We start from the raw sequence: 21,104 nt of genomic DNA on the forward strand, positions 1-21,104 counted from the left end.
GATTTCCACTTATTTTATGATAAGTAAATAATTCAAAAAGCAACGATATCCTCGGGCTTTTTTCAAAGAAACGTCATGCCAATAGGCAACCAAGACTCAATCTGGAGCTTCCAAGGCAATACGGGGGTTCGGTTGCTCGCGTCAGTAAGAGTAAAAACCCAACCGATCGGGACCGACAGGCGCAGATCAGCAATGGTAGGCGGCGTCTCCTTGCCCTCCATCAGACGCCGAAGCTACCGAGATCCAAAATATCCATGGGAGTATTTTGGGGGACATAAAAAAGCCAAGCCTAAAAAATTTGGCATGTGTGCATTCGCCGCCAAGTCATCCATGCGTAGCGCATGGCGAAAGTTAAGTTTCAGCCAGGCAAGCGTCTTGGCGATGTGTTGGCTCGGTGAACCCGCGGCGACGACATGCAGCAACTGCGAACCGTGAGCACCGCTCAACAGGCGAGCAATGATCTCTCCCTTGATCAGTGGCGCGAGTGTTTCAAGCAGTTCCGACTCGTTGAGTAGCCCGACCAAACGCCCCAGTGCATCAAGCACCCCAGCGTCCAGCGCCTGTACCGTGATTGGCCGGAACCCTTCATCCTTCATGCGCTGCGACAACCGCATGCGCTCGGCGAGCTGTATCACCGTGTCGCTGTCAAACGTAAGCATCATGCCCAGGAACGGTTGTGTGAGGCTTGCCTGAGTCACATGAGAAATGACCGGCAGGTCAACGCTGGTAACCATGGACTGACCAAACGCGTAACTCAGCACCTCCTCCCCCACCATGACCTGCTTGCAGCCTTGCAAGGTCACGCCAACGCACGATCCGTAAATATAGTGCACAGGTGCAGAGGCAGATTTGCGTCGATGCAGGCTCAGGCCGGGAATGGCGATGAGCAGATCGCAATCACTGCGCACAATCTGGCTGACGACGCCGGCGAGACGACTTGTGTCGCTGACAATTTGGTGACTTTTGGTAGCAGGCTGCACAGTGGTCTCCTTGAAAACATGAGGTCTATAGCTGGTCACGAACGATGCCATTGCTCACACGAACAATGTCGGCCATGACCGCCAGAGCAATCTCCGCCGGGGTTTTGCTTCCCAGCCTTAAGCCTATAGGTGCATGAATCCGCTCAAGTACCTGATCTTGTTGCATGCCGATGCGTTTAATCCGCTCCACGCGCTTTGCGCTGGTGCGCTGGGAGCCCATGGCGCCAATGTAGAATGCGGGCGTTCTGAGCGCCTCAAGCAAGGTCAGATCGTCCAGACGGGGATCATGGGTCAAGGCCACGATGGCCGTCGCCGCATGGCAGCCGACTTGGGAAATGTATTTAGCCGGCAACATCTCGACCAACGTCACCCCTGTCATGCTGAATCTCGAGGTCAATTCTGAGCGCGGATCACACACGATCACCTCATAACCCAGTGCAACCGCGAAACCGGCACAAAACTCTGCCACCGGTGATAGCCCAGCCACCAGTAACCGATGAGCGGCCCCCACGCGAATGCGCACCTGATCGGCTTCCACGCAGACGGCTGCGCTCACCGCCGTCTCGATTTCGATGCATCGAGTTTCGGACCCCAATGAAATCCTACGTTCCACCCGATCCTGGCCCTGCAGCGCATTCAGTAACATGGCGAAGTGCTCTCGCGCCTGGGAATTCGGCTCAAACCGCTCTACCAGCACATCGAGCACACCGCCACAGGGCAATTCCAGCGAGGGTGCAAGTCCACCCTCGCCATAGCGCACAATCTGGTTGTGGCCGGCGAATTCATCACGGCCCAGTCGTTCCAGGAAATCCTCCTCTACACAACCTCCTGACAACGAGCCGCAGAAGCGTCCCGTCGGCAAGGCCACCAGCATCGATCCAGGCCCTCGGGGCGCGGAGCCGAACGTCGTAAGAACCGTGCACAGCCATACACAATGGTTCTGATCGAGCCAACTAAGGGCTTGCTGAATGACCTGAAGATCAAGGTTTTTCATAGGCTTCTGCGCTACCCATTGGACCGTCAGTTGAAACACGCACTTCAGCCACTGCGTGATACGTACTGAACAACAGAGCGCTGGCATGATGCTGGCGTGCCAGATGAAACAAATCCGGATCTACCGTTTTCGCCAATTCAAGTGCGTGCTCGCCATCGGCTCTGGAGGACCACAGAACCTCCATGAGCACCCGTTCGCCCTCATTGCTGGAATGTACTTGCGCACTGATGAAGCCGGGATAGAAACAAGTAAATTGCTTCGCGCGCGTGATCAAGGCCGTCACCAGCTCTTGCATATGGAGTACATCGACGGTGAATTCAACGAACTGGCTAAACCGGGTATCGCGGGTTGATGCGCTCATGAACGCTCTCCAAAAAACAGGTTCAGGTCTTGAGTCCTCTGGGCAGGCAGATCATAGCGAAACAGCTATTAAGGGGCAGCGCCTGCCAGCAGGGGCAAACTCAACTCGCCCAATTCGGCAGCCAGTATGCATAAGGGGTTGGCAGCACCGCCGAAGCGTTCTGAATGTTCAGTACTTGTGCTGCCTGAAACGGCCAGTGCGGATTCGCCAGTAAACTACGAGCGAAACACACCAGGTCGAGTTGCCCATTGCGCACGAAACCATCCGCTTGCCCCGCATCGGTGATCATCCAACTGGCGCCCACTGGGAGGCCTGTTTCTGCACGAATCTTCGCGGCATAAGGCACCATAAAGTTCTGCGCCCAAGGCACAGGTTCGCCTGTAGTAGAGAGCGCCAGGGAAACGTCGACAAAATCGACCCCTGTCCCTTTAGCCAATCCAGGACCTGAATCGACTCGGACATAGACAGCTCAGCCTCCTGACCAAACTCCACCACACCCAGGCGCACGGCCAGGGGGAAATGGGCCGGCCAGACTTGCTTGATCGCGGCCACAGTCTCAATCAGGAACCGTGCACGGTTCTCCAGATTTCCCCCGTAGCGGTCGGTGCGAAGGTTAGCGTGCCGAGACAAAAAGCTCTGACCAAGAAAGCCGTGCGCGAAATGCAGCTCCAGCCATTCAAACCCCGCCTCCAACGCCCGGACGGCAGCCCTGGCAAAATCGTGTTGTGTGCGCTGAATATCTTCGCGTGTCATCTCCCCGGGGATATGCGGGGCTCCAGGTATAAAGGGCAATGCGCTAGGTGCGATCGGCTGCCAGGCCTGAGGATCTGATTCCTGCAGCGGCGCCCCGCCTTGCCAAGGCACAGTACAACCGGCTTTACGTCCAGCATGCCCCAGCTGAATACCTGCCACTGCCCCAGCTGCCTTGATGGAATGCGCCACAGATGCAAAACCAGGTATTTGGGAATCATTCCAGAGCCCCGCATCACCCAAGGTTATCCGCCCCCTCGGAGAGACAGCAGTGGCCTCGACCACCACCAGACCGACACCGCCTTTGGCCAAAGTTTCATAGTGGGTCTGGTGCCATTCATTCAGCAGCCCGTCACGTGCCTGGTACTGGCACATAGGTGAAGCCACGATACGGTTGCGCAGAGTGACGTCTTTCAGGGTATAGGGCGTGAAAAGAAAGGTCATCGTGCGGTCCTTCGTTGATCAGGATGGCACAGTATGATCCGGTCCCGGCATCGGCCCATTGCCTGATTTACTCAGTTTCCTGCACAATTCAACGGAGATTTTTCAACGAAAACCTATCCTGATCATAATTGCAAAGTATTCCAGGCCACCTTAATGCCTAATCCAATGAGGCAGTTCTACAGTCGATGAAAGATGTAGTCGACGTGCGGCCGATCGTCCAGAGCAACACCTGCCGCCTGCAGTTGCAGTTGCAGTTGCAGTTGCAGTTGCAGTTGCAGTTGTAACTGAAGTCATCGATTCGAATCTTCCAATCGTGGCTTGTCGGTGCCCTCATGCCGATGTCGTAATGATGAATCGTCCCAAGTAGCGACATTCGATCAGGCAAATACACCGCAAGGGCATAGCCCTTCCCAGGCGGCAACGCTCAACCCAATGATTCCACATACGGTAATCTTGGCCTGTGCATCGTCACTGTCGGCCTGACGGGAGCGTTCGACTTGATCAGCCAGTTCTGGGTCGACAATCCGATCGATGAACATGACCTCGCCCTGCTCCCAGACCTCTGCCGGGCAAGCCTTGTTTTCCGGGTTCAGCGCAATACACGGATTGATTTCCATCGGATAGATGCGGCAAACCAGTGGCCGCTCCTCATAGATACCGTAGCGATCGTCGTCGCCCAGGCTGGGGCCATTGCTGCAGTGCATTACCTGCGACCACCCGCGACCACCCCAATCTCACAGCCACCTCATGCCCGCGTCGCAGCCACTGCCTCGTCTCGTTCAACATCTGTGGGATCAGACGCCCTTTGCAACAAATCCCGCAGGCATTACAGGCAAACCGGATAGCGTCGTTTTCATATCAAGCACTCACAGCAGGTTTCGAATGCCCATGGCATGCCCGTCACCGCTAGCTCCGTGCAAGACCACGATGGCTCACGCGGAGTATGGTGAAGCGCCGTGTGGATCGGGTTGCCAGTTCCGGGTACTTGCTTGCCTGATTCAAGGACATTGCTAAACGACCAACGCCCGGCACAGGTGCCAGGTGCCAGGTGCCAGTGCTGGAAGTATTGAGCACAACCCCATGAGGCCTCAACAGGCAATGTGCTTGTCAAACCAGTCCAGGATCAGTTGCGGGTGCTGTCCGAAGTAGTTGTAACCCTGAAATCTAAGGTTTGTTCCTTCGATGTTGGCGCCGACGCCGAATTGACCCAGTTACCCGAGAATGTCACTGACTCAGTCTGATTCCTCGCGAACCAATACCTGTGCTGGATTTGTGCCGATTTGAAGATGGATAAGTCTTGCGTCGGCACGTGGGGCAATTCGGCATCAGGGTCAACAGGGCCGGCGAACACACCTTCCGAACCTGGCCGATAAGGGCGATTGTGTCCGCGTAATTTTATGCGGACACAATTACCCTTAATGTCAGGATCGCCATGCGTGAACGTAAGTCCTGCACAAAAACCCTTCAAGGTCCAAGTCGTCCATGAATGCGAGCAGCCCGGCGTTTCCGTGGCAGCCATAGCGATGAGTCACGGCATCAGCACGAATGTCGTGCGTCGTTGGCTACCGCTTTACCGTGATCAGCAGGTTGCCACCTTGCCAGCTTTCATTCCTTAAAGTCGAATCAAGACAAGTGGTGGAAGCCCGGCGATCATTGAATTACCGCTTGGTCAGCAAACGTTCACGGTGAAGTGGCCCATTTCCGATCCCGAAGAGTGCTTTCCCGCTTCATTGATCGGGCTCACCCAATGATCCGCATCGATGCCATTTGGCTCGCCACCGAGCCATGGACATGCGTCTGGCACCTACGCTATCGAAGGACGCCAGTTTGCATGACATCAACAACCCAATCGCTCAAATTCCTGAACGGTGAGCGCCTTAGAGCCGTACCCTCGGATCCACGTCAACTTCACGTTAGCCGCCTTGAAGATGGCGTCCTTCATCGAGTCATTTTCTTGGGCCTGGGCGCTGTCGTGATGGATGCTGTCTAGCTCGAAGAAAAACTTTGGGGTGTAGCTGTCACGGACCATCGAACACAACGCTGTCAACAATCACTCTGAAGAAGTAGCTGAGTTCCTTGGGCGTCAGATCATTTTTGAACGCGTTGATGTCCAGCACACTGGTCAGTGCCACGTTGGGATAAGGGTTATAGGTAGGGGAATGCCCGCCGAACAGCCTCGAAGAAGTTTTCCTCCTGCTTCGAAATCACCCAACGTCGTGCGGCGGAAGACGATTTGCGTCTGAGTGAAGAACGGATGCGCCTGGTCGCTGAAAGCACCCACGATTTCGCCATTCATAAATATAACCGTTTGCCTATCCCTTATCGTAAGGGGGAAACGGTGTCCTGTCTTTCATGGGACTCGTTCACAAAGAAAGGGGCGCGATATCGCTGCTGTAGGCTTCTGGGTTCATCTTAACCTCTTGGTACTTCTTTCATCACTGGTGCCGTAGTACCTTCTTGGCAGCCCGATCCATACCTCTAGGACTTGCTCCAGACGATGCTGTTTTTTTCTCCACACAGGACCATCGATTTCCCCATCATCCATAGCTTGGAGTATGTCGTCCTTCGCTTCGCGATACTCCAACAATGACGCCGCCATGGCGTCCAAGAAGGCTGAATGGAAATTCATATCGTTACCTACGGATGAATGGTGCCTCATCACAGTATGGTCCTTATCCAAGCATGCACTCGACTCCATGATGGATGGGGCAAGCAGTCCTCCAATGCCTCAGCCAGAATGGCTAATCCGCGGCGATTCTTCGCTTTGTAGAAATTTCCAAGCAAGCTGCAATAGCTACCTCACATGGGCATTGCCGGTACTATGCTTGGGGTTTCTCGAAGGGAATCGACACCATGCCAAGCGATTATTCACTGTCGGATCTACTGGAAAGGCTGTACGAAAACCAGCACGCCCTGGAGGCGGCCATTATGGAATTGACACTACTGGTTGAGCAGCAAGGGGCTTCGGAAGTGGGCGGAAATGTCCGTGGCGCCCTAGAAACGATGAGAGAAAACGCTGGCCATATCAAACAAGGCTTGGCCCGACTGACGAAACGCGACATTGGTTAACCGATAATGTCTAACTTCGCGCTCCACATCGGTGGCTACGGTTGCCACCCTGCTTCAACCAGGTACTCCGATTCATAAACGATGGATCTATACTTATTAACCCCGTTTCCAATTGCGGGTGCTGCCATGACTGAAAAATATTTCATTGGCATGCTTTTGGCGCTGGGCGTGGTATGGATTGCGGTTGTTTGATGGATCGTGGCTCTGTATGTGGGAGGCACCTTCCAGTGACAGGATGTGAAAGGAATCCCAGTGGCCAGGACGGACTCCACCTAGGCCTCTACAGCTTCGGGTGGAAATTGAATTACCAGCCAAATATGCGTCTGGGTGGAGCTTCTCAGGATTCGAAAAATCCGGCAAACAGGCATCATCCACCATTACGTGGGAGTTTGTGTAGAAAGGGAACGAATTGTATGGTCAGCCCATCTTCTGCCACCCAGCACTGATGAGCGGTAAATCGAGCTTGCGCTAATGTATCCGGACTCAGTGTGAGCACGGATAGCGCTCGGCCCTTGATGAGTAGTCGCTCCTGCCTGTCCTTTATAAGGGGCTCAGCCTCAAAAACTACTATCGTTCCCAGGTTTTCAGCCAGGATGTCTGCCGTTTATCGTCATCAGTTACTGACGTCGCAAAAGCCGATGGTGAAGCGTACGGATCAAGCCAAAAGCTGTGAGTTGTAGGTGCCGCCCTTGGTTAATAACACCCAGATGATTCTGGCCATTTTGTTCGCCAGGACACAGGCCACTTTGTTCAGAGGCTTGCGGGCGAGCAAGTTTTTGGCCCACCTACCGAGGGCGTCGGTTCGGTGATCGACTCGATACAAAACGGTGTGAGCGCCCTGTACAAGCAGGCTTCTTAGGTATTTATCGCCCCGTTTGCTGATGCCGAGGAGGACCGTTTCGCCACCTGTTGAATACTGTCGCGGCACCAACCCCAGCGATGCGGCGAAGTCGCGGGACGATTTGAAAACCGAAGCGTCGCCGACATCGGCCACCAGAGCGCTAACGATGAGGGGGCCGATGCCGGGGATGCTTTGCAAGCGTTGGCCGGCGTCAATTTGGACGAGGTTTTGCTTGATCTCGACATCAAGTTTTTTGATCTCGCCACTCAGCTGCCGAATATCTTCAAGCATGCGCTCAATGGCGTTTATCAAACGGATGGGAAGTTCACAGCTGTGCATCAGGCCCGAGACCCGATCAAGGGCGGCGTATCCGGCGGGAAAGATGACGCCGAACTCCAGGAGAAATCCATGCACTTGATTGATGACGGCGGTGCGTCGACCGACCAAAGACTTACGCAGTCGGTGCTCAGTGCACAGCACCTGCTGTTCTACGGTTTTGACTTGGACCGAACGGGTTCTAGGGCGCGAGGCCGCTTCACAAATGGCCTCGGCATCAATGAAGTCGTTTTTGTTGCCGGTGACATAGGCCTTTACATGTTGTGGTGCGATCAACTGCACTTGATGGCCTTGCTCCTGATTTTCCGGGCAAGCCACTGAGAACCGCCGCAGGACTCCATGGCAATTTTGCAGGTCGAAAGCTGCGCCAGATAAGGGAGCAATTGGTTGCGGTTGAGCTTTTTACGCAGCACCTGATGGCCCCTGGCGTCCTGTCCATGCAGGTGGAAAGTGTTCTTGCCGATGTCGATACCCAGAAGCGTCACGGTATTCATGAGAAATCCTCCTTCGGTAAAGAGAGCGCCCCGGCAAGTTTAGACTCGCCGAGGTTCTCGCCGGGCTGACCATCTCATTAGGGACGGCATGCGCCAAAATTCGTCCTACAATCTACGGTTCATCCCACGTAATGGAGCACACGATATGGCCTCACCAGGTTCCCATCGGCCTAAAGAGAAAGACCGCGACATTGCTAAGCGACGCAGCACCCGGGGCGCTCCATCACCTAATGAAACTGATAGTTCCCTGGAGGACTATTACAAGTCGTGGTACCACTCGACCACTTGTGAATGTGGCTGCGGCGGAGCCGGTAAAAACTGGATTGTCCGACAAAGGGAAAGAAATAAGAAATAAGAAATAAGAAATAAGAAATAAGAAATAAGCAGTTTTCAATGCATCGAGCAGTTAGACAATATCCTGCCGCTCGGTCTCGATTTGTCGCCATAAGGCTGCTTCAATAAACTCCGCATACTGTTCGGCTAGCGCCGCGCAGGCATTGCGTCCGACGTCGGTGGACACGCCATTTTCGTCATATACCTGGGCTGACACCACGCGAAACTCCATCTCACGATAGCCACAGGCATCCCAGTCACTGGTGGTGGCCTCCGAATTGGGCGGCACATCCAGCAAAGAGGTCACCTCACATTGCAGGCAGTATTGGTCGATGTTCACCTCATACGGCATATGCGCCTCCCGCTATCGCCGGATCTGGTGCGCACAGTTATTTTGAGCGCTGACCTGGACGAAAGTGCAGGGGAAAGCTTGATCAAGCGAATGCTGTTTTTCTGACCGTCAACCTAGGCTGAAGCTCAAAACCCAGACGCTGCAGCTCGTCGACTAATCCTCGCAGCATACTTACGACTCGATTACTGTACATGCAACCAGCACTTGTACAGCGAACCCGTCTCGATGAATTTTGAACAGGCTAAAGCGCTGAGGTTTCAGCAGTGGCGCTCAACCCTCGACGATCACGATTTCAGATTGCAAAACCCCGAAGCGCACCGGCAACACCTTTACGCCATGGCTTGCACGCTGGTCGCCGAAGGGTTGATCGATGCGCTCGAGCAATACGATATGAATGAAATGGCCAACGCCGCGTACTGGCATGCCATTGAAGAATTGCAGAGCCATCCTGTCCGCTATTGCGGCGCATCATCCTATGCCGTCGTGGCCTGCGACGGCGTCCTGACACTGGGGGAAATCAGACAAACCATTTTCCATGCGAGAAGGGAGAATGAGGACGAAATTCGGATTACCTACGACGGCAAGGTCTACCGCGACGACACCGGAGCAAATCTGGTTTTCAACCCCTCGGGCATCACGGCACGCATCGAAGGCCTTATGCTGACCCTGCCCGATGGTCGACTGTTTGATCTCATCGAGACGGGTCGGATGATTCTCGGCGTCATCCATCAGCCAACTGAAGACCCCGATATGTATCGTGCTTTAATCGATGCAGCGCAGGTTGCGCTGGAAGGTCGCGACCTGAATGCTTACGAAAAGATGCGGCCTTTTATAGATCTGGCCAAGTTCAGAACCTGCCCCGTTTGCCTCGACCGCTTTGATCGAAAAGACGATTGCTTAACCTGTTCAGGACAAGGCTTCGTTGTTAAGTCGCCAGGTTCTGGTCTGCGCTGAAAACAGAACCGGAGGGCTCCAATCGTGTGCGGACGTCTTTCTCAATCCTGCGGCATTCAGGACTTTGTCGCGGCGCTCAACATTCCAAACGCACTGATCAACTATGCAGGCGACCAGCCTTTCGAACTCTACAATGCCGCCCCGTCCAGTCAGCTCGCCCTCTTGCACCAGGAAGGTCAGTTTCTGCGGGCCGACATGGTGCGCTGGGGCTGGCGGCCGCACTGGGCCAAGGACCGCGCCGCCTCCAGGGCCCAGGTAGAGAGAGTCAACCATAATCCCTACTTCAGAGCGATCTGGCCACACCGGGCGATCGTCGCGATCGACAACTGGTTTGAATGGGTTGCTGAAGGCGGACCGAAGAAGCAGCCCTACCTCATCCGCCGGAAGGATCGCGCACCAATCCTCTGCACCGCGATCGGCCAGTACCCCAGTGCCGAGCATGAATCGGGCGAGCATGACGGCTTCGTGTTCCTCAGCTCCGACAGCAACGGCGGCATGGTAGATTCTCACGACTGGCGGCCAGTGACACTCAATCCCGAGCTGGCCCGGGAATGGTTGAATCCGGCTACATCGAAAGAACGCGCTGAGCAAATAATGCTCTTGCAATGGGAACCGACCGAGGCTTTCGAGTGGTTCAAGATCGACCGCCCTGTGGGCAGCAAAGCGACTTGATAATCCTATCAGCGCCCCCCTGCCTAACCTTACTGTTGACTCTATGGGTGTCTGGACAGCATTGGTAACTCAAACACACCATCCAGATTTATGATCCATGATCACTAGCTCGCCGCTAATGCTCACGCTGGTTGTTGATGGTGAGATGCCATGATAATCGTTACATTTTTAGTCAGTGCGATGCCCGAAAACGGCTATTAGTTTGACCACCCTATTTGTCGACAGGGTGGCCTGCACCTAATTAGAATATACTTTTGATAAATGCCGCAATTTTTGCAAAAACCTCTTTGATGGCCTCGAATGCACCCTGAATCCAACTTGATAATGTTCTGATTGCATTAACTATGAAACCAGTAATCTCATTGACAACAGCCCCAAAACCTTCCTCAACAACGGTCTTCATGAAATTTACAAGGCTGTTTTGCTCCGACGGGCTCATGTTAGCGCCAAGTTCTTGTGCTTTATCATAGGCCTTGTCAATTCCTGTTCTGGCGTTATTTATGACGTTGCTTTTGCATTTCTCCATTTGTTGCTCAAAGTCACTCTTGGCGTTGCTGTCTCCCATTGATTTTTTATAGGTAGTTGTAGCGGCTGTAATCTCATTGTGAGCCTGGTCAGCGGTAGCGGTGGCGCTTGTATTGGCCACGGCCTTTATCTGCTGAATGGCGTCATCAAGAGCATCACTGTTAGACGCTGGAAGAGGTTGCATTTCCTCCAATGAAATTCGACCCTTCGTCGAAGGTTTTAAATTTGCGACACTTTGGTATGCCTGTGCGCGCTGCTCTTTCATGACAGCCAGAAAATCGTTTGAAGCGAGAGTTGCAGAAGTCATGTCCATTTTTCCTTGTGCGATTTGAGAGTTCCCGGGGTTTTCCTTGCCGCGGCTTCACTGTAGCAGAACAAAATGAATGGCCTAGAACAGCCCACCTAATGCCGCCGGCTCCCAGTTCATGATCACCAGTTCACCGCTCATCTCGGCCTTTCCCTGCCGTTGGTTGGTGTTGCAATAGCGGATGTCCAATCTCTCTAGGTGAAAGCCCTCGAAAACCCGCCGGATATCGGGATAATCGTTGATGCTGACCATGACCTTACCTTTGCAGCGGCGCATGAAGTCGGCCATCCGCTCATAGTTCTCGAACGGAAAGTCCACGCCGTAGCCGGCGGTCTGCCAGTAAGGCGGGTCCATGTAATGGAAGGTATGAGCACGGTCGTAGCGTTCAGCGCATTCAAGCCAAGGGAGGTTTTCGACGTAGGTGCCGGACAGGCGCTGCCAGGCGGCCGAGAGGTTTTCCTCGATCCGCAGCAGGTTGATGGCCGGGCCGGTGGTGGCGGTGCCGAACGTCTGCCCGGTGACCTTGCCGGCGAAGGCATGGTGTTGCAGGTAGAAGAATCGAGCGGCGCGCTGGATGTCGGTGAGGGTTTCGGGGCGGGTCATCTTCTGCCACTCGAACACCTGGCGAGAACTGAGCGCCCATTTGAATTGACGCACGAACTCTTCCAGGTGGTTCTGCACGACGCGGTACAGCGTCACCAGGTCGCCGTTGATGTCATTGAGAACTTCGACGGGCGCGGCTTGGGGCCGCATGAAGTACAGCGCGGCGCCGCCGTGTGAGCTGGCGGGAGATTAGGCACATAAGGACGCCTTGTGCGCCGCACGATATTTTCCTTGCCCCATAAGATTTAGCTCGCTGTTCAGTGCACAGTTGCCGCAATGCCAGAAAGCGACTTTTAAGGCGTTTCAGCGGGTTTTTTGGCACTGAAATCTAGCTCGAACGCCCGTCGTTACTGCTTGCTTGTGCCAAAGCTGTCACTAGCTCAGATATCCGTGGGAGTAAATGTGGGAGAAATTTTTCAAGCATGAAAAGCCCAACCTAAAAAATTGGGCTAACTCATTGAAAAATATGGTCGGGACGGAGTGATTCGAACACTCGACCCCTAGCACCCCATAAATGGGGTAGCTAGATACTCCAAGTTTTTCCGCCGACCATGCCTGTAGGGCTAAAAAAAACCCGGCACTAAGGCCGGGTTACCCACCCTCTCCAAGACGCAGCCCCCAAATGAGAGGGATGGAGAGCTGACAAGAGCGCGCGGGGGCGAGATATTGCCAAATGGCGTCATTCTGCGCAACAAAAGCCTCTTTCCGACCCTCTCCAACACATCAGGTGACGTGTGAACTCCAAACCTCTAGGAGCAGCCCGCGCCAGATGCACTCAAGCAAGCGGCGAAATCCGTTGTCACCGCTCAAAGACCGCACCTCAGCTTGAGCCCAGAGCACTGCAAACGATCCGTGCAGTCACGTCGAAATTATCCAGAGTGAGCACATCGATTGGCGAACGACCTTTTAGTCGCTCATGAGGTTTACAAAGAGCGCCATAAAGCCTCCATGCATCCGCATCCGGAGACCGCATCAGCACCGCGAGAACCAATTTGTGCCGCAATGGATCAAGCTGCCAATCGGGAATGCGCTGACCGCGATTCCCCAAGCTCAGGGACAGCAGGCGCCGAGCCTTAATATCGCGATTGATCTGATCACGGGATTTACCTGCCAGTCTGGCGAAGACCAGCAACGGCAAGTTACTCGAAGCCTCAAACGTGGCCAGCATTTCGGCCCGTTCACGCTGGATGTCAGACACGTGAGATTTGTGAGGTTTTCCAGGCCGCAGCGCGGGCACGACAGGCGATTGATTGAGCCCAATGGGGGCTTTCTCGCTACTGTCCAGCATCGTCGATGGGACGGTCGCCGGTGCAAAGCTGCTGCTGTACAGAACAGCATTTGCGTTCGCGTTTTCCAGTAAGGGCAGCGAAGCTGCGCCCTCCAAACGAATAGTCAGCGGAGAACTTGCTGCTTTCGGTTTCCCCTGCCCCCAAAGGTCCAATCTATTCGCCCAATCCTGCATCATGGTCCGACGCTGTTCGACATATTCCGCGTGGTTGTAGGCCGCACTCACCTTGTCTGGATCGGCATGAGAAAGCTGCGCGTCGACCCATACCTTGGGGTAACCAATCTCATTCAGCGCCGTCGAAATCGTCGCCCTCATCCCATGCCCGGTCAGTTGGTCGGCATACCCCATTCGACGCAACGCTCCATTCAAGGTGTTCTCGCTAATACGCTTGCTTAGGTCGCTCCGGTGCGCGAACAAATAACGCTGTGCGGGGACAACTTGGCTCAGCATCTGGCGCACTATTTCAAGCGCCTGGACCGACAATGGCACGATGTAAGGCGGTATGTTTGAGGCCTGTTTCCCCGCCTTGCGCATCCCCATCTGAAGCTGCTTCACCACTTCCGGCGGGATGATCCACAACCGCTGCTCCAGATCAAACTGGTCGGGCGTCGCCAAGCGCAGCTCGCCAGTACGCACCCCCGTCAGCAGCAACAAGCGAAGACCTAGGCGTGTTTGGTTTGCACCACCGTAATCTCGAAGCGCGGCCAGCAATGCAGGCAGCTCGTCCATACGAAGAAAGGGATTGTGTGTGACAGGGGGTCTGGGAAGCGCCACCACATCAAGGTCCGACGCGGGATTCTGGTCAAGCCCCTCCACCTTCACTAGGGCGTATCGGAACAATTGCTTGAACCAGGTCCGACATTTTTCCGCTGTAGTTAACGCCTTGCGTTGTTCGATTCCGCTCAGTAGGTGCATCAAGTCGTGGCGATTAATGTCGTAGATGGACCGCCGACCGAGCGTTGGCAGGACGTCTTTTTTGAAGATTCTCAAGATTTGCGAGAGCGTGCTCTGGCGACCTTCCTTCAGGCTCAGTCTGCGGAACGCGACCCATTGATCAAACACCGCTTCAAAGGTGTGCTCTGCCGCATTACGCACGGAGCGACGCTGCTGTTTACGATGCTCATAAGGATTGATGCCTTGAGCAACCAAGGCACGCGCCTCATCACGGCGTCCACGCGCTTCTTTGAGACTGATCTGCGGGTAACTACCCAGGGACATGCGCTTCTGCTTGCCTGCCCAGTAGTACCTGAAATACCAGATCTTTCCCCCACGGGCCGTCACATTGAGCGCAAGCCCATCCGTGTCGCCGAGGGAGTAATCGTTGCCGGTAATTCTGGCTTGCCGAACGGTGGTATCCGAGAGTGCCATAGCGAGCTCCTGATCAGAGTCAGGGCCAGATGCTCATCTCGCTATCCAAGCTGCACCAGCAACAAAGCGATTCAGTGCGCGTCCGAATTCAAGACTCTCATTCGGGACTCAATTCAGGACTTAAACGCACTGGATGGTGCTGGATTTCAGTGGTTCCCGCCGGAACGAAAAAAGGACCCGAAGGTCCTGATTTCAATCGCTTACAGAATTCAGTGGAACTCTGCAGCGCAATATTTGGAGCGGGAAACGAGACTCGAACTCGCGACCCCGACCTTGGCAAGGTCGTGCTCTACCAACTGAGCTATTCCCGCGTCTTGGTGAGGCGCATTCTATAGAATCCTGATGCCCCGTCAACCCCTTGATTCAAAATAGTTTATTTCTTTTCCACGTCAGTCTTCAGATGCGGCCAGGCAGCCCGCAAGTATTGGACCATGGACCACAACGTCAGGCCAGCGGACACCAGCAATAAGGCGTAACCCATCAGAACCCAGAAGCTGAAGTCTGAAGGATTGGCCAACAGGATCACCAGCGCCAGCATTTGCGCGGCGGTTTTCCATTTGCCCAGGTTCGACACCGCAACATGGGCGCGAGCACCGAGTTCGGCCATCCATTCGCGCAGTGCCGAGACGACAATTTCGCGACCGATGATAACGGCGGCCGGCAGCGTGAGCCACAGGTTGCCATGCTCTTGCACCAGCAGAACCAGGGCAACGGCGACCATCAGCTTGTCTGCAACGGGATCGAGGAAGGCCCCGAACGGGGTGCTTTGTTCCAGACGACGGGCCAGATATCCGTCGAGCCAGTCGGTCGCGGCGGCAAACGCGAAGACCGAGGCGGACGCCAAATAGCTCCAGTGGTAAGGCAAATAAAACAGCAAAATGAAGATCGGGATGAGCAGGACGCGTAGAACGGTAATCAGATTAGGGATATTCATCGGCACAACTGGCTACGAGGTGAGTTGGGCATTCTACTCGCTGTGCAGATTTGCATAAATCAACTCTGCGAGCTTTTTGCTGATTCCGGGTGCTTTGGCGATCTCGTCGATGCTGGCACGAGACAGCTCCTGCAATCCACCAAAATGTTTCAATAAATCGCGTCGACGTGTCGGTCCGACACCGGCAACGCCCTCAAGCGTAGACGTGCGGCGAGTTTTCCCACGGCGTGCGCGGTGTCCGGTAATGGCGAAACGGTGGGCTTCGTCGCGGATCTGCTGGATCAAATGCAGCGCGGGGGAATCGCCGCGCAAGGTGAATTCATGGGCTGCGTCGTTGAGGTACAGGGTTTCAAAACCGGCCTTGCGCGTCGCGCCCTTGGCAACGCCCAGCAAAATCAGGTCGGGCACGGCCAGTTCATTAAGTACGTCACGGGCCATGGACAGCTGACCTTTACCGCCGTCGACCAGAAGAATGTCCGGCAACTTGCCCTCGCCGTCCTTCAATTTGCTGAAGCGTCGGGTCAGGGCCTGGTGCATCGCGGCATAGTCATCGCCCGGGGTAACGCCTTCAATGTTGTAGCGGCGGTAGTCGGATTTGATTGGGCCTTCCGGACCGAACACCACACAGGACGCTACAGTGGCTTCGCCGCTGGAATGGCTGATGTCATAACACTCGAGACGTTGCGGCGGCTCGTCCAGGCTCAGCACTTCGGCCAGCGCATCGAAACGTGCAGCAACGTGCTGCCGGTTAGCCAGACGCGCGCCCAGCGCTTGCTCGGCATTGGTGACCGCCAATTGCTGCCAGCGCGCTCGGGTGCCGCGTACTCGATGGCTGATGGTCAATTCGCGACCGCGCAGCTCTTCGATGGCTGCGATCAGGGTCGGAAAGTCTTCGTGAACCACGTTGACGATCAGCTCGCTCGGCAAGTCGCGCTCGGGGCTGCTGATGAAATACTGGCCGAGAAACGCTGCCATGACTTCGGAAACGTCTTCCTCAATACCTACTTGTGGAAAGAAGTTCTTGCTCCCCAACACCCGACCACCGCGCACGCTGATCAAGTGCACGCAGGCGCCACCCGGGTTGACGAACGCCGCAATCACATCGACATCGCCCGTCCCCCCTTCCATGCTCTGCTGGTCCTGGACCCGACGCAGCAATGAGATCTGGTCACGCAGCTCGGCGGCGCGCTCGAACTCGAGGTTGACCGCTGCCTCCTCCATGGCCGCAGACAACTCGTCCGCCAGAGCATTGCTGCGCCCCTCAAGAAACATCACCGAGTGGCGTACATCTTCGGCATACACCTCGGGCTCCACCAACCCCACACACGGCGCCTTGCAGCGTTTGATCTGATATTGCAGACAAGGTCGGGCGCGGTTCTTGTAGAAGCTGTCTTCACACTGACGAACAAAAAAAGCCTTTTGCAGCAAACTCAGGCTTTCGCGAATCGCCCCTGCGCTGGGATAAGGACCGAAATATTTGCCCTTGGCCTTTTTCGCCCCCCGATGAATGCTCAAGCGTGGGAACTGGCCATCCGAGAGAAAGACATAAGGGTAGGATTTGTCGTCGCGCAGCAGGATGTTGTACGGCGGACGCCATTCCTTGATCAGCGTCTGCTCAAGCAGCAAGGCCTCGGTTTCGTTGGCCGTGATGGTGGTTTCGACTTGGGCGATACGGCCTACCAGCGCAGCGGTCTTGGGGGCAAGACCGGCTTTGCGGAAGTAGCTCGCCAAACGCTTCTTGAGATTTTTGGCTTTGCCGACATAAAGCAGGCGCGCATCGCAGTCGAACATGCGATAGACGCCCGGCCGACCACTGACCGTCGACAGAAAAGCACTTGGATCGAAGATTTCAGTCATTTTCAGAGGCTGGCATCAACCATGCCGTGACGAACCGCCAGCAGCGTCAACTCGACATCGCTGCTGATCGAAAGCTTCTCGAAAATACGGTAACGGTAGGTATTCACTGTTTTGGGCGACAGGCACAGTTTGTCGGAAATGATCTGCACCTTCTGACAGCCGACAATCATCAACGCAATCTGGATTTCCCGTTCAGACAAGGCGTCGAAGGGCGAATCATTGGTTGGCTGAAACGATTTGATCGCCAATTGCTGGGCAATCTGCGGGCTGATGTAGCGTTGCCCGGCAAACACCAGGCGAATGGCCTGGACCATTTCCGGCAATCCGGCGCCCTTGGTCAGATAACCTGCAGCCCCTGCCTGTAACAGCCGGGTAGGAAACGGATCTTCTTCGCACACGGTGACCGCGACGACTTTGATGTCCGGATGACTGCGCAATAATTTGCGCGTGGCTTCAAGACCGCCGATCCCGGGCATCTTGACGTCCATCAGCACCACATCAGGTTTCAACTCACGCGCCTTAAGCAGGGATTCCTCCCCTGACTCAGCCTGGCCGACTACTTGCAGGCCATCGATGTCAGCCAGCATTCGTGTAATGCCTGTACGAACGAGATCATGGTCATCGACTACTAGCACCCTAATCAAGCAGACACCTCGCGATTTGGTCTTATTGGGTTGCTGGACACCTTAGCAAAAAGCAACTGGCAGACCTAGCGGCAAGCAGCATATAAAAAGTGTCAATTCTTCTTGCGAGGCTTGCCGCCAGTGTGTTTCAGCGATGCAGTTCATTGATATCACGCTGCATTCTCAGGAAACACTGGTCTTGACCGACCACCTTGAGACCCTTTCTCTCGTAAAGCATTTTTGCCGGATTATTTTCAAAGACGGTCAGACGCAATGTCGGGCGGCGTTCCTTGCACGCCATGGCGAATACCTGATCGATCGTCCAGGAACCAGCGCCCTGCCCCTGGTACGCGGCTGATAAATGCAATTCGCGGATATACAAGGCTCTAGCGTCGCGGCTCAGACTGACATACCCCATCAACGTGTCATCACGCACAATCAGCCAGTTTTCGCGGCCTTCCCAAGCGACATCGAAGGCCTCGTCGAGCCACAACAGCTCATGTTGAATGTAGTAGCGAAGCATATTTCGACAAGTCAGCTCACGAGCAAAGTCCAGGTCCCGAGACGTTGCCGGACGCAATTCGAAACTCATTCAAGCCTCCGCGACCGCCACGATTCGCCCTTTCCAGCCGTCAGCATCGCGGCGAGCAACCACCAAAAGGCTCCCCGTGCCCGGAGCCGCCACAATCAACGTCCCGTCCGCCGCCCAGATTGCACTGCGCCCTGCCGACTCCCAGCCACCCGTTGCGCCACCATGGTTGGCCATCAGAACCGCCATCGAATGGGTGCACGCATAGCCTTGCAACAGCGCGGTATCTGGAGCGTAGCCGTTTTCTGTGATCAACACGCCCGCGGCATAAAGATCAGCGCCCTGCCCAGCCGCGGCAGCCGCGTGACTGGCGTGAGAAAAATCGGCGCAGACCGCCAGCGCGACAGTGTCGGTACCGATCTTCCAGAGCTCCGATCAACACCGGCGAATCGTCCGACAGACGAATCGGCATCCCGACGACACTGGTTACACCGACTTCCCGCGCGAAATCGCGCAGCGATTGCAGCACCTCGGCGTCTGGCGCTATGGCCAACTCCGCCGCCAGGCCGCGTTCGTACCCGGTCAGTGACAGTTCCGGAAACACCAGCAATTGCACGCCCTGCTCCGCAGCAATCTGCATGAAGCGCCGATGCCAGGCCATATTGGCGGCAAGATCACCAGCGATGGAGATCGATTGAGCGGCGGCAATGGTCAGTGTCGTCATGGTTCGTCCTTGTGATGTTGTGGTGGTTGGGCGCAGCGCAAAGTGTGTCACAACCCCGACGCACTCAAGCGATAGACAAGCCCATGAGCATCGATAGCATTTTCTGATTGAATCCGCGTACCGGCCTCTAGTAAGCTCGGCGCATTCATCGGAGACAGACCATGCTCAACGCCCTCTCACAGCTTCGTACCGCCAGCGCCCCGCGCTCGGTTGCGGCTGCCCGGGCGAATGACGTTTGTGCTTCGGTCAGCTTTTATTTTGGGTATTGGTTTAGCCACTGGCGCGCCTGATACCCACACGGCGCCCACTTTAAACGGGTCGCCACCAGAGAATTCTCAACCCCCGGTCGGCCTCCCGACCGGGGGTTTTGTTTTTTTCAGCGCCCTGCATTTAGTTGCATACATTTTTAGCGACAACCAGACAATTTGAGGATTCACGACATGAACTACGCCACTTATTACCGTTACGACAGTTTTACCGCCTGGCGATTTACCAGCCTCCGCTCGGGACAGCCTGCCGCCTCCGATCGGTCACCCACAGGTGGCAAGCACATACACGCAGCCAATCCGGCCAATTGTCGAACACCCCAGTAGGGCCGAGCGCGCGGGAACGAACCCGCCGCCAGCCCAGGAAGCCCGAATATGAACTCGTCCGTCTCTGCTCTGCCGCTGTCCACCCTGAGCCCTGCCAATGAAGCGCTGACCTTGCGTCTGCCCAGCTCATTGCAACTCAAACAGCAATTGCCCCTCAGCAACGCCCTGACCCGGCAAGTCGCCGACCACCGTCAGGCGGTACGCGCGATCCTCAACGGTGAAGACTCCCGTCTGCTGGTCATCGTCGGCCCCTGCTCGATTCACGACCCCCGTTCAGCCCTTGAATACGCCGCCAACCTGGCCCGTCTGTCTGCGCAAGTCAGCGATGAGATGCTGTTGGTGATGCGCGCCTACGTCGAAAAACCCCGCACTACGGTTGGCTGGAAAGGCTTGGCCTACGACCCGAATCTGGACGGCAGCGACGACATGGCGGGCGGTTTGACGCTGTCCCGCGAATTGATGCGCGAAATGCTCCAACTGGGCTTACCCGTTGCCACCGAGCTGCTGCAACCCATGGCCGCCGGCTACTTCGATGACCTGCTGAGCTGGGTCGCGATTGGCGCCCGTACCACCGAATCACAGATCCACCGGGAAATGGCCAGCGGCCTGAGCATGCCGGTAGGGTTCAAGAACGGTACCGATGGCGGTGTGGCGATCGCCAGCGATGCCATGCGCTCGGCGGCTCATCCGCATCGCCATTTCGGCGTCGATAGCCAAGGGCACCCTGCAATTATTCAGACACCGGGCAACCCCGACACCCACCTGGTACTGCGTGGCGGCCATCGTGGGCCGAACTACGACCGCGACAGCATCGCCCAAGTGCACAGCGATTTGACCAGACTCAAGATCCCGGCGCGGATCATGGTCGACTGCAGCCACGCTAACAGTGGTAAAGATCCATTGCGTCAGCCAGCCGTGTTCAACGACGTGCTTGAACAGCGCCTGCGCGGTGATCGTTCGCTGATCGGCATGATGATTGAGAGTCATCTGTTCGAAGGCTGTCAACCACTGAGCTCATCGCTGCGTTACGGGGTGTCGGTAACGGACGGCTGCCTTGGCTGGGCCGGGACGGAACAGTTGCTATTGCAGGCAGCCGAGCGACTTCGCACGCAGCGCCATACTCAACAGCCAAAGTGACCCATCCCCCGCCTTCCGGTTTTCAATCGAAAACCG

Annotated in this window: 14 protein-coding genes, 1 tRNA gene and 6 pseudogenes; 5 read left to right on the forward strand and 16 right to left on the reverse strand. The window is 55.6% G+C overall.

Annotation, left to right across the window (positions count from 1 at the left end; all coding sequences use genetic code 11):
* Positions 1-302: 302 nt before the first annotated feature.
* From NHU87_RS09940 to NHU87_RS28605, 5 genes and pseudogenes are all read right to left on the reverse strand, one after another.
* A pseudogene (locus NHU87_RS09940) lies at positions 303-980 on the reverse strand (AraC family transcriptional regulator); the annotation flags it as partial.
* Positions 981-1,005: 25 nt separating this feature from the next.
* Positions 1,006-1,974 (reverse strand): XdhC family protein, encoded by a 969-nt coding sequence (locus NHU87_RS09945; protein WP_253547909.1) that lies wholly within the window; start codon positions 1,972-1,974, stop codon positions 1,006-1,008.
* Entirely contained in the window at positions 1,961-2,335 is a 375-nt protein-coding gene (locus NHU87_RS09950) for an antibiotic biosynthesis monooxygenase (protein ID WP_253547911.1), read from the reverse strand. The genes NHU87_RS09945 and NHU87_RS09950 overlap by 14 nt, the downstream gene beginning before the upstream one ends.
* Before the next feature lie 100 nt (positions 2,336-2,435).
* Positions 2,436-3,529 (reverse strand): annotated as a pseudogene (locus tag NHU87_RS09955) (NADH:flavin oxidoreductase/NADH oxidase).
* Between the two features lie 176 nt (positions 3,530-3,705).
* A pseudogene (locus tag NHU87_RS28605) lies at positions 3,706-4,315 on the reverse strand (YkgJ family cysteine cluster protein).
* A gap of 632 nt (positions 4,316-4,947) precedes the next feature.
* On the opposite strand from NHU87_RS28605, the gene NHU87_RS28500 reads away from it, so the two are divergent.
* On the forward strand, positions 4,948-5,145 hold the full coding sequence (locus tag NHU87_RS28500) for a transposase (RefSeq protein ID WP_367399028.1): 198 nt from the start codon (positions 4,948-4,950) through the stop codon (positions 5,143-5,145).
* A gap of 1,237 nt (positions 5,146-6,382) precedes the next feature.
* Positions 6,383-6,598, forward strand: a complete 216-nt coding sequence (locus NHU87_RS09965; RefSeq protein WP_253547913.1) for a hypothetical protein — start codon at positions 6,383-6,385, stop codon at positions 6,596-6,598.
* A 655-nt stretch (positions 6,599-7,253) separates the two neighbouring features.
* Here NHU87_RS09965 and NHU87_RS09970 read toward each other — a convergent pair.
* Together NHU87_RS09970 and NHU87_RS09975 are read right to left on the reverse strand one after the other, a co-directional pair.
* Positions 7,254-8,269, reverse strand: a pseudogene (locus NHU87_RS09970) (IS110 family transposase).
* 406 nt (positions 8,270-8,675) lie between these two features.
* Positions 8,676-8,954: a hypothetical protein gene (locus NHU87_RS09975; RefSeq protein WP_253547915.1), complete on the reverse strand. Its 279-nt coding sequence runs from the start codon at positions 8,952-8,954 to the stop codon at positions 8,676-8,678.
* Between the two features lie 225 nt (positions 8,955-9,179).
* On the opposite strand from NHU87_RS09975, the gene NHU87_RS09980 reads away from it, so the two are divergent.
* Positions 9,180-9,908 (forward strand): hypothetical protein, encoded by a 729-nt coding sequence (locus NHU87_RS09980; RefSeq protein WP_253547917.1) that lies wholly within the window; start codon positions 9,180-9,182, stop codon positions 9,906-9,908.
* Between the two features lie 24 nt (positions 9,909-9,932).
* On the forward strand, positions 9,933-10,580 hold the full coding sequence (locus tag NHU87_RS09985) for an SOS response-associated peptidase family protein (RefSeq protein WP_253547919.1): 648 nt from the start codon (positions 9,933-9,935) through the stop codon (positions 10,578-10,580).
* 241 nt (positions 10,581-10,821) lie between these two features.
* Here the strand turns inward: NHU87_RS09985 and NHU87_RS09990 are convergent, their stop codons facing one another.
* From NHU87_RS09990 to NHU87_RS10030, 9 genes and pseudogenes are all read right to left on the reverse strand, one after another.
* On the reverse strand, positions 10,822-11,412 hold the full coding sequence (locus NHU87_RS09990; protein ID WP_253547921.1) for a hypothetical protein: 591 nt from the start codon (positions 11,410-11,412) through the stop codon (positions 10,822-10,824).
* 81 nt (positions 11,413-11,493) lie between these two features.
* Positions 11,494-12,186, reverse strand: a pseudogene (locus NHU87_RS09995) (DNA adenine methylase); the annotation flags it as partial.
* Positions 12,187-12,835: 649 nt separating this feature from the next.
* Positions 12,836-14,671: a tyrosine-type recombinase/integrase gene (locus NHU87_RS10000; protein ID WP_253547923.1), complete on the reverse strand. Its 1,836-nt coding sequence runs from the start codon at positions 14,669-14,671 to the stop codon at positions 12,836-12,838.
* A 235-nt stretch (positions 14,672-14,906) separates the two neighbouring features.
* Positions 14,907-14,982 (reverse strand) — tRNA-Gly (locus NHU87_RS10005).
* Positions 14,983-15,044: 62 nt separating this feature from the next.
* On the reverse strand, positions 15,045-15,605 hold the full coding sequence (gene pgsA, locus NHU87_RS10010; protein ID WP_008066866.1) for a CDP-diacylglycerol--glycerol-3-phosphate 3-phosphatidyltransferase: 561 nt from the start codon (positions 15,603-15,605) through the stop codon (positions 15,045-15,047).
* Positions 15,606-15,638: 33 nt separating this feature from the next.
* The gene (gene uvrC, locus NHU87_RS10015) at positions 15,639-17,462 is read right to left on the reverse strand and encodes an excinuclease ABC subunit UvrC (protein ID WP_253547925.1); all 1,824 of its coding nucleotides are present in this window, start codon (positions 17,460-17,462) and stop codon (positions 15,639-15,641) included.
* A 2-nt stretch (positions 17,463-17,464) separates the two neighbouring features.
* The gene (gene gacA, locus NHU87_RS10020) at positions 17,465-18,106 is read right to left on the reverse strand and encodes a response regulator transcription factor GacA (RefSeq protein ID WP_008015884.1); all 642 of its coding nucleotides are present in this window, start codon (positions 18,104-18,106) and stop codon (positions 17,465-17,467) included.
* 127 nt (positions 18,107-18,233) lie between these two features.
* Positions 18,234-18,677 (reverse strand): GNAT family N-acetyltransferase, encoded by a 444-nt coding sequence (locus tag NHU87_RS10025; RefSeq protein ID WP_253547927.1) that lies wholly within the window; start codon positions 18,675-18,677, stop codon positions 18,234-18,236.
* Positions 18,678-19,338, reverse strand: a pseudogene (locus NHU87_RS10030) (carbon-nitrogen hydrolase family protein). It abuts the gene before it with no gap.
* 641 nt (positions 19,339-19,979) lie between these two features.
* Here NHU87_RS10030 and NHU87_RS10035 point away from each other — a divergent pair.
* Positions 19,980-21,068, forward strand: a complete 1,089-nt coding sequence (locus NHU87_RS10035) for a 3-deoxy-7-phosphoheptulonate synthase (protein ID WP_253547929.1) — start codon at positions 19,980-19,982, stop codon at positions 21,066-21,068.
* Positions 21,069-21,104 lie beyond the last annotated feature (36 nt).

The organism is Pseudomonas mandelii, from assembly GCF_024138395.1.
GTDB classification, from domain to species: Bacteria; Pseudomonadota; Gammaproteobacteria; order Pseudomonadales; family Pseudomonadaceae; genus Aquipseudomonas; species Aquipseudomonas mandelii_E.

Bases quoted from the DNA above. Each gene is read 5' to 3' on its own strand.
- NHU87_RS09945 (WP_253547909.1), bottom strand. From the start codon at position 1,974: ATGAAAAACCTTGATCTTCAGGTCATTCAGCAAGCCCTTAGTTGGCTC.
- NHU87_RS09950 (WP_253547911.1), bottom strand. From the start codon at position 2,335: ATGAGCGCATCAACCCGCGATACCCGGTTTAGCCAGTTCGTTGAATTC.
- NHU87_RS28500 (WP_367399028.1), top strand. From the start codon at position 4,948: ATGTCAGGATCGCCATGCGTGAACGTAAGTCCTGCACAAAAACCCTTC.
- NHU87_RS09965 (WP_253547913.1), top strand. From the start codon at position 6,383: ATGCCAAGCGATTATTCACTGTCGGATCTACTGGAAAGGCTGTACGAA.
- NHU87_RS09975 (WP_253547915.1), bottom strand. From the start codon at position 8,954: ATGCCGTATGAGGTGAACATCGACCAATACTGCCTGCAATGTGAGGTG.
- NHU87_RS09980 (WP_253547917.1), top strand. From the start codon at position 9,180: ATGAATTTTGAACAGGCTAAAGCGCTGAGGTTTCAGCAGTGGCGCTCA.
- NHU87_RS09990 (WP_253547921.1), bottom strand. From the start codon at position 11,412: ATGACTTCTGCAACTCTCGCTTCAAACGATTTTCTGGCTGTCATGAAA.
- NHU87_RS10000 (WP_253547923.1), bottom strand. From the start codon at position 14,671: ATGGCACTCTCGGATACCACCGTTCGGCAAGCCAGAATTACCGGCAAC.
- pgsA (WP_008066866.1), bottom strand. From the start codon at position 15,605: ATGAATATCCCTAATCTGATTACCGTTCTACGCGTCCTGCTCATCCCG.
- uvrC (WP_253547925.1), bottom strand. From the start codon at position 17,462: ATGACTGAAATCTTCGATCCAAGTGCTTTTCTGTCGACGGTCAGTGGT.
- NHU87_RS10025 (WP_253547927.1), bottom strand. From the start codon at position 18,677: ATGAGTTTCGAATTGCGTCCGGCAACGTCTCGGGACCTGGACTTTGCT.
- NHU87_RS10035 (WP_253547929.1), top strand. From the start codon at position 19,980: ATGAACTCGTCCGTCTCTGCTCTGCCGCTGTCCACCCTGAGCCCTGCC.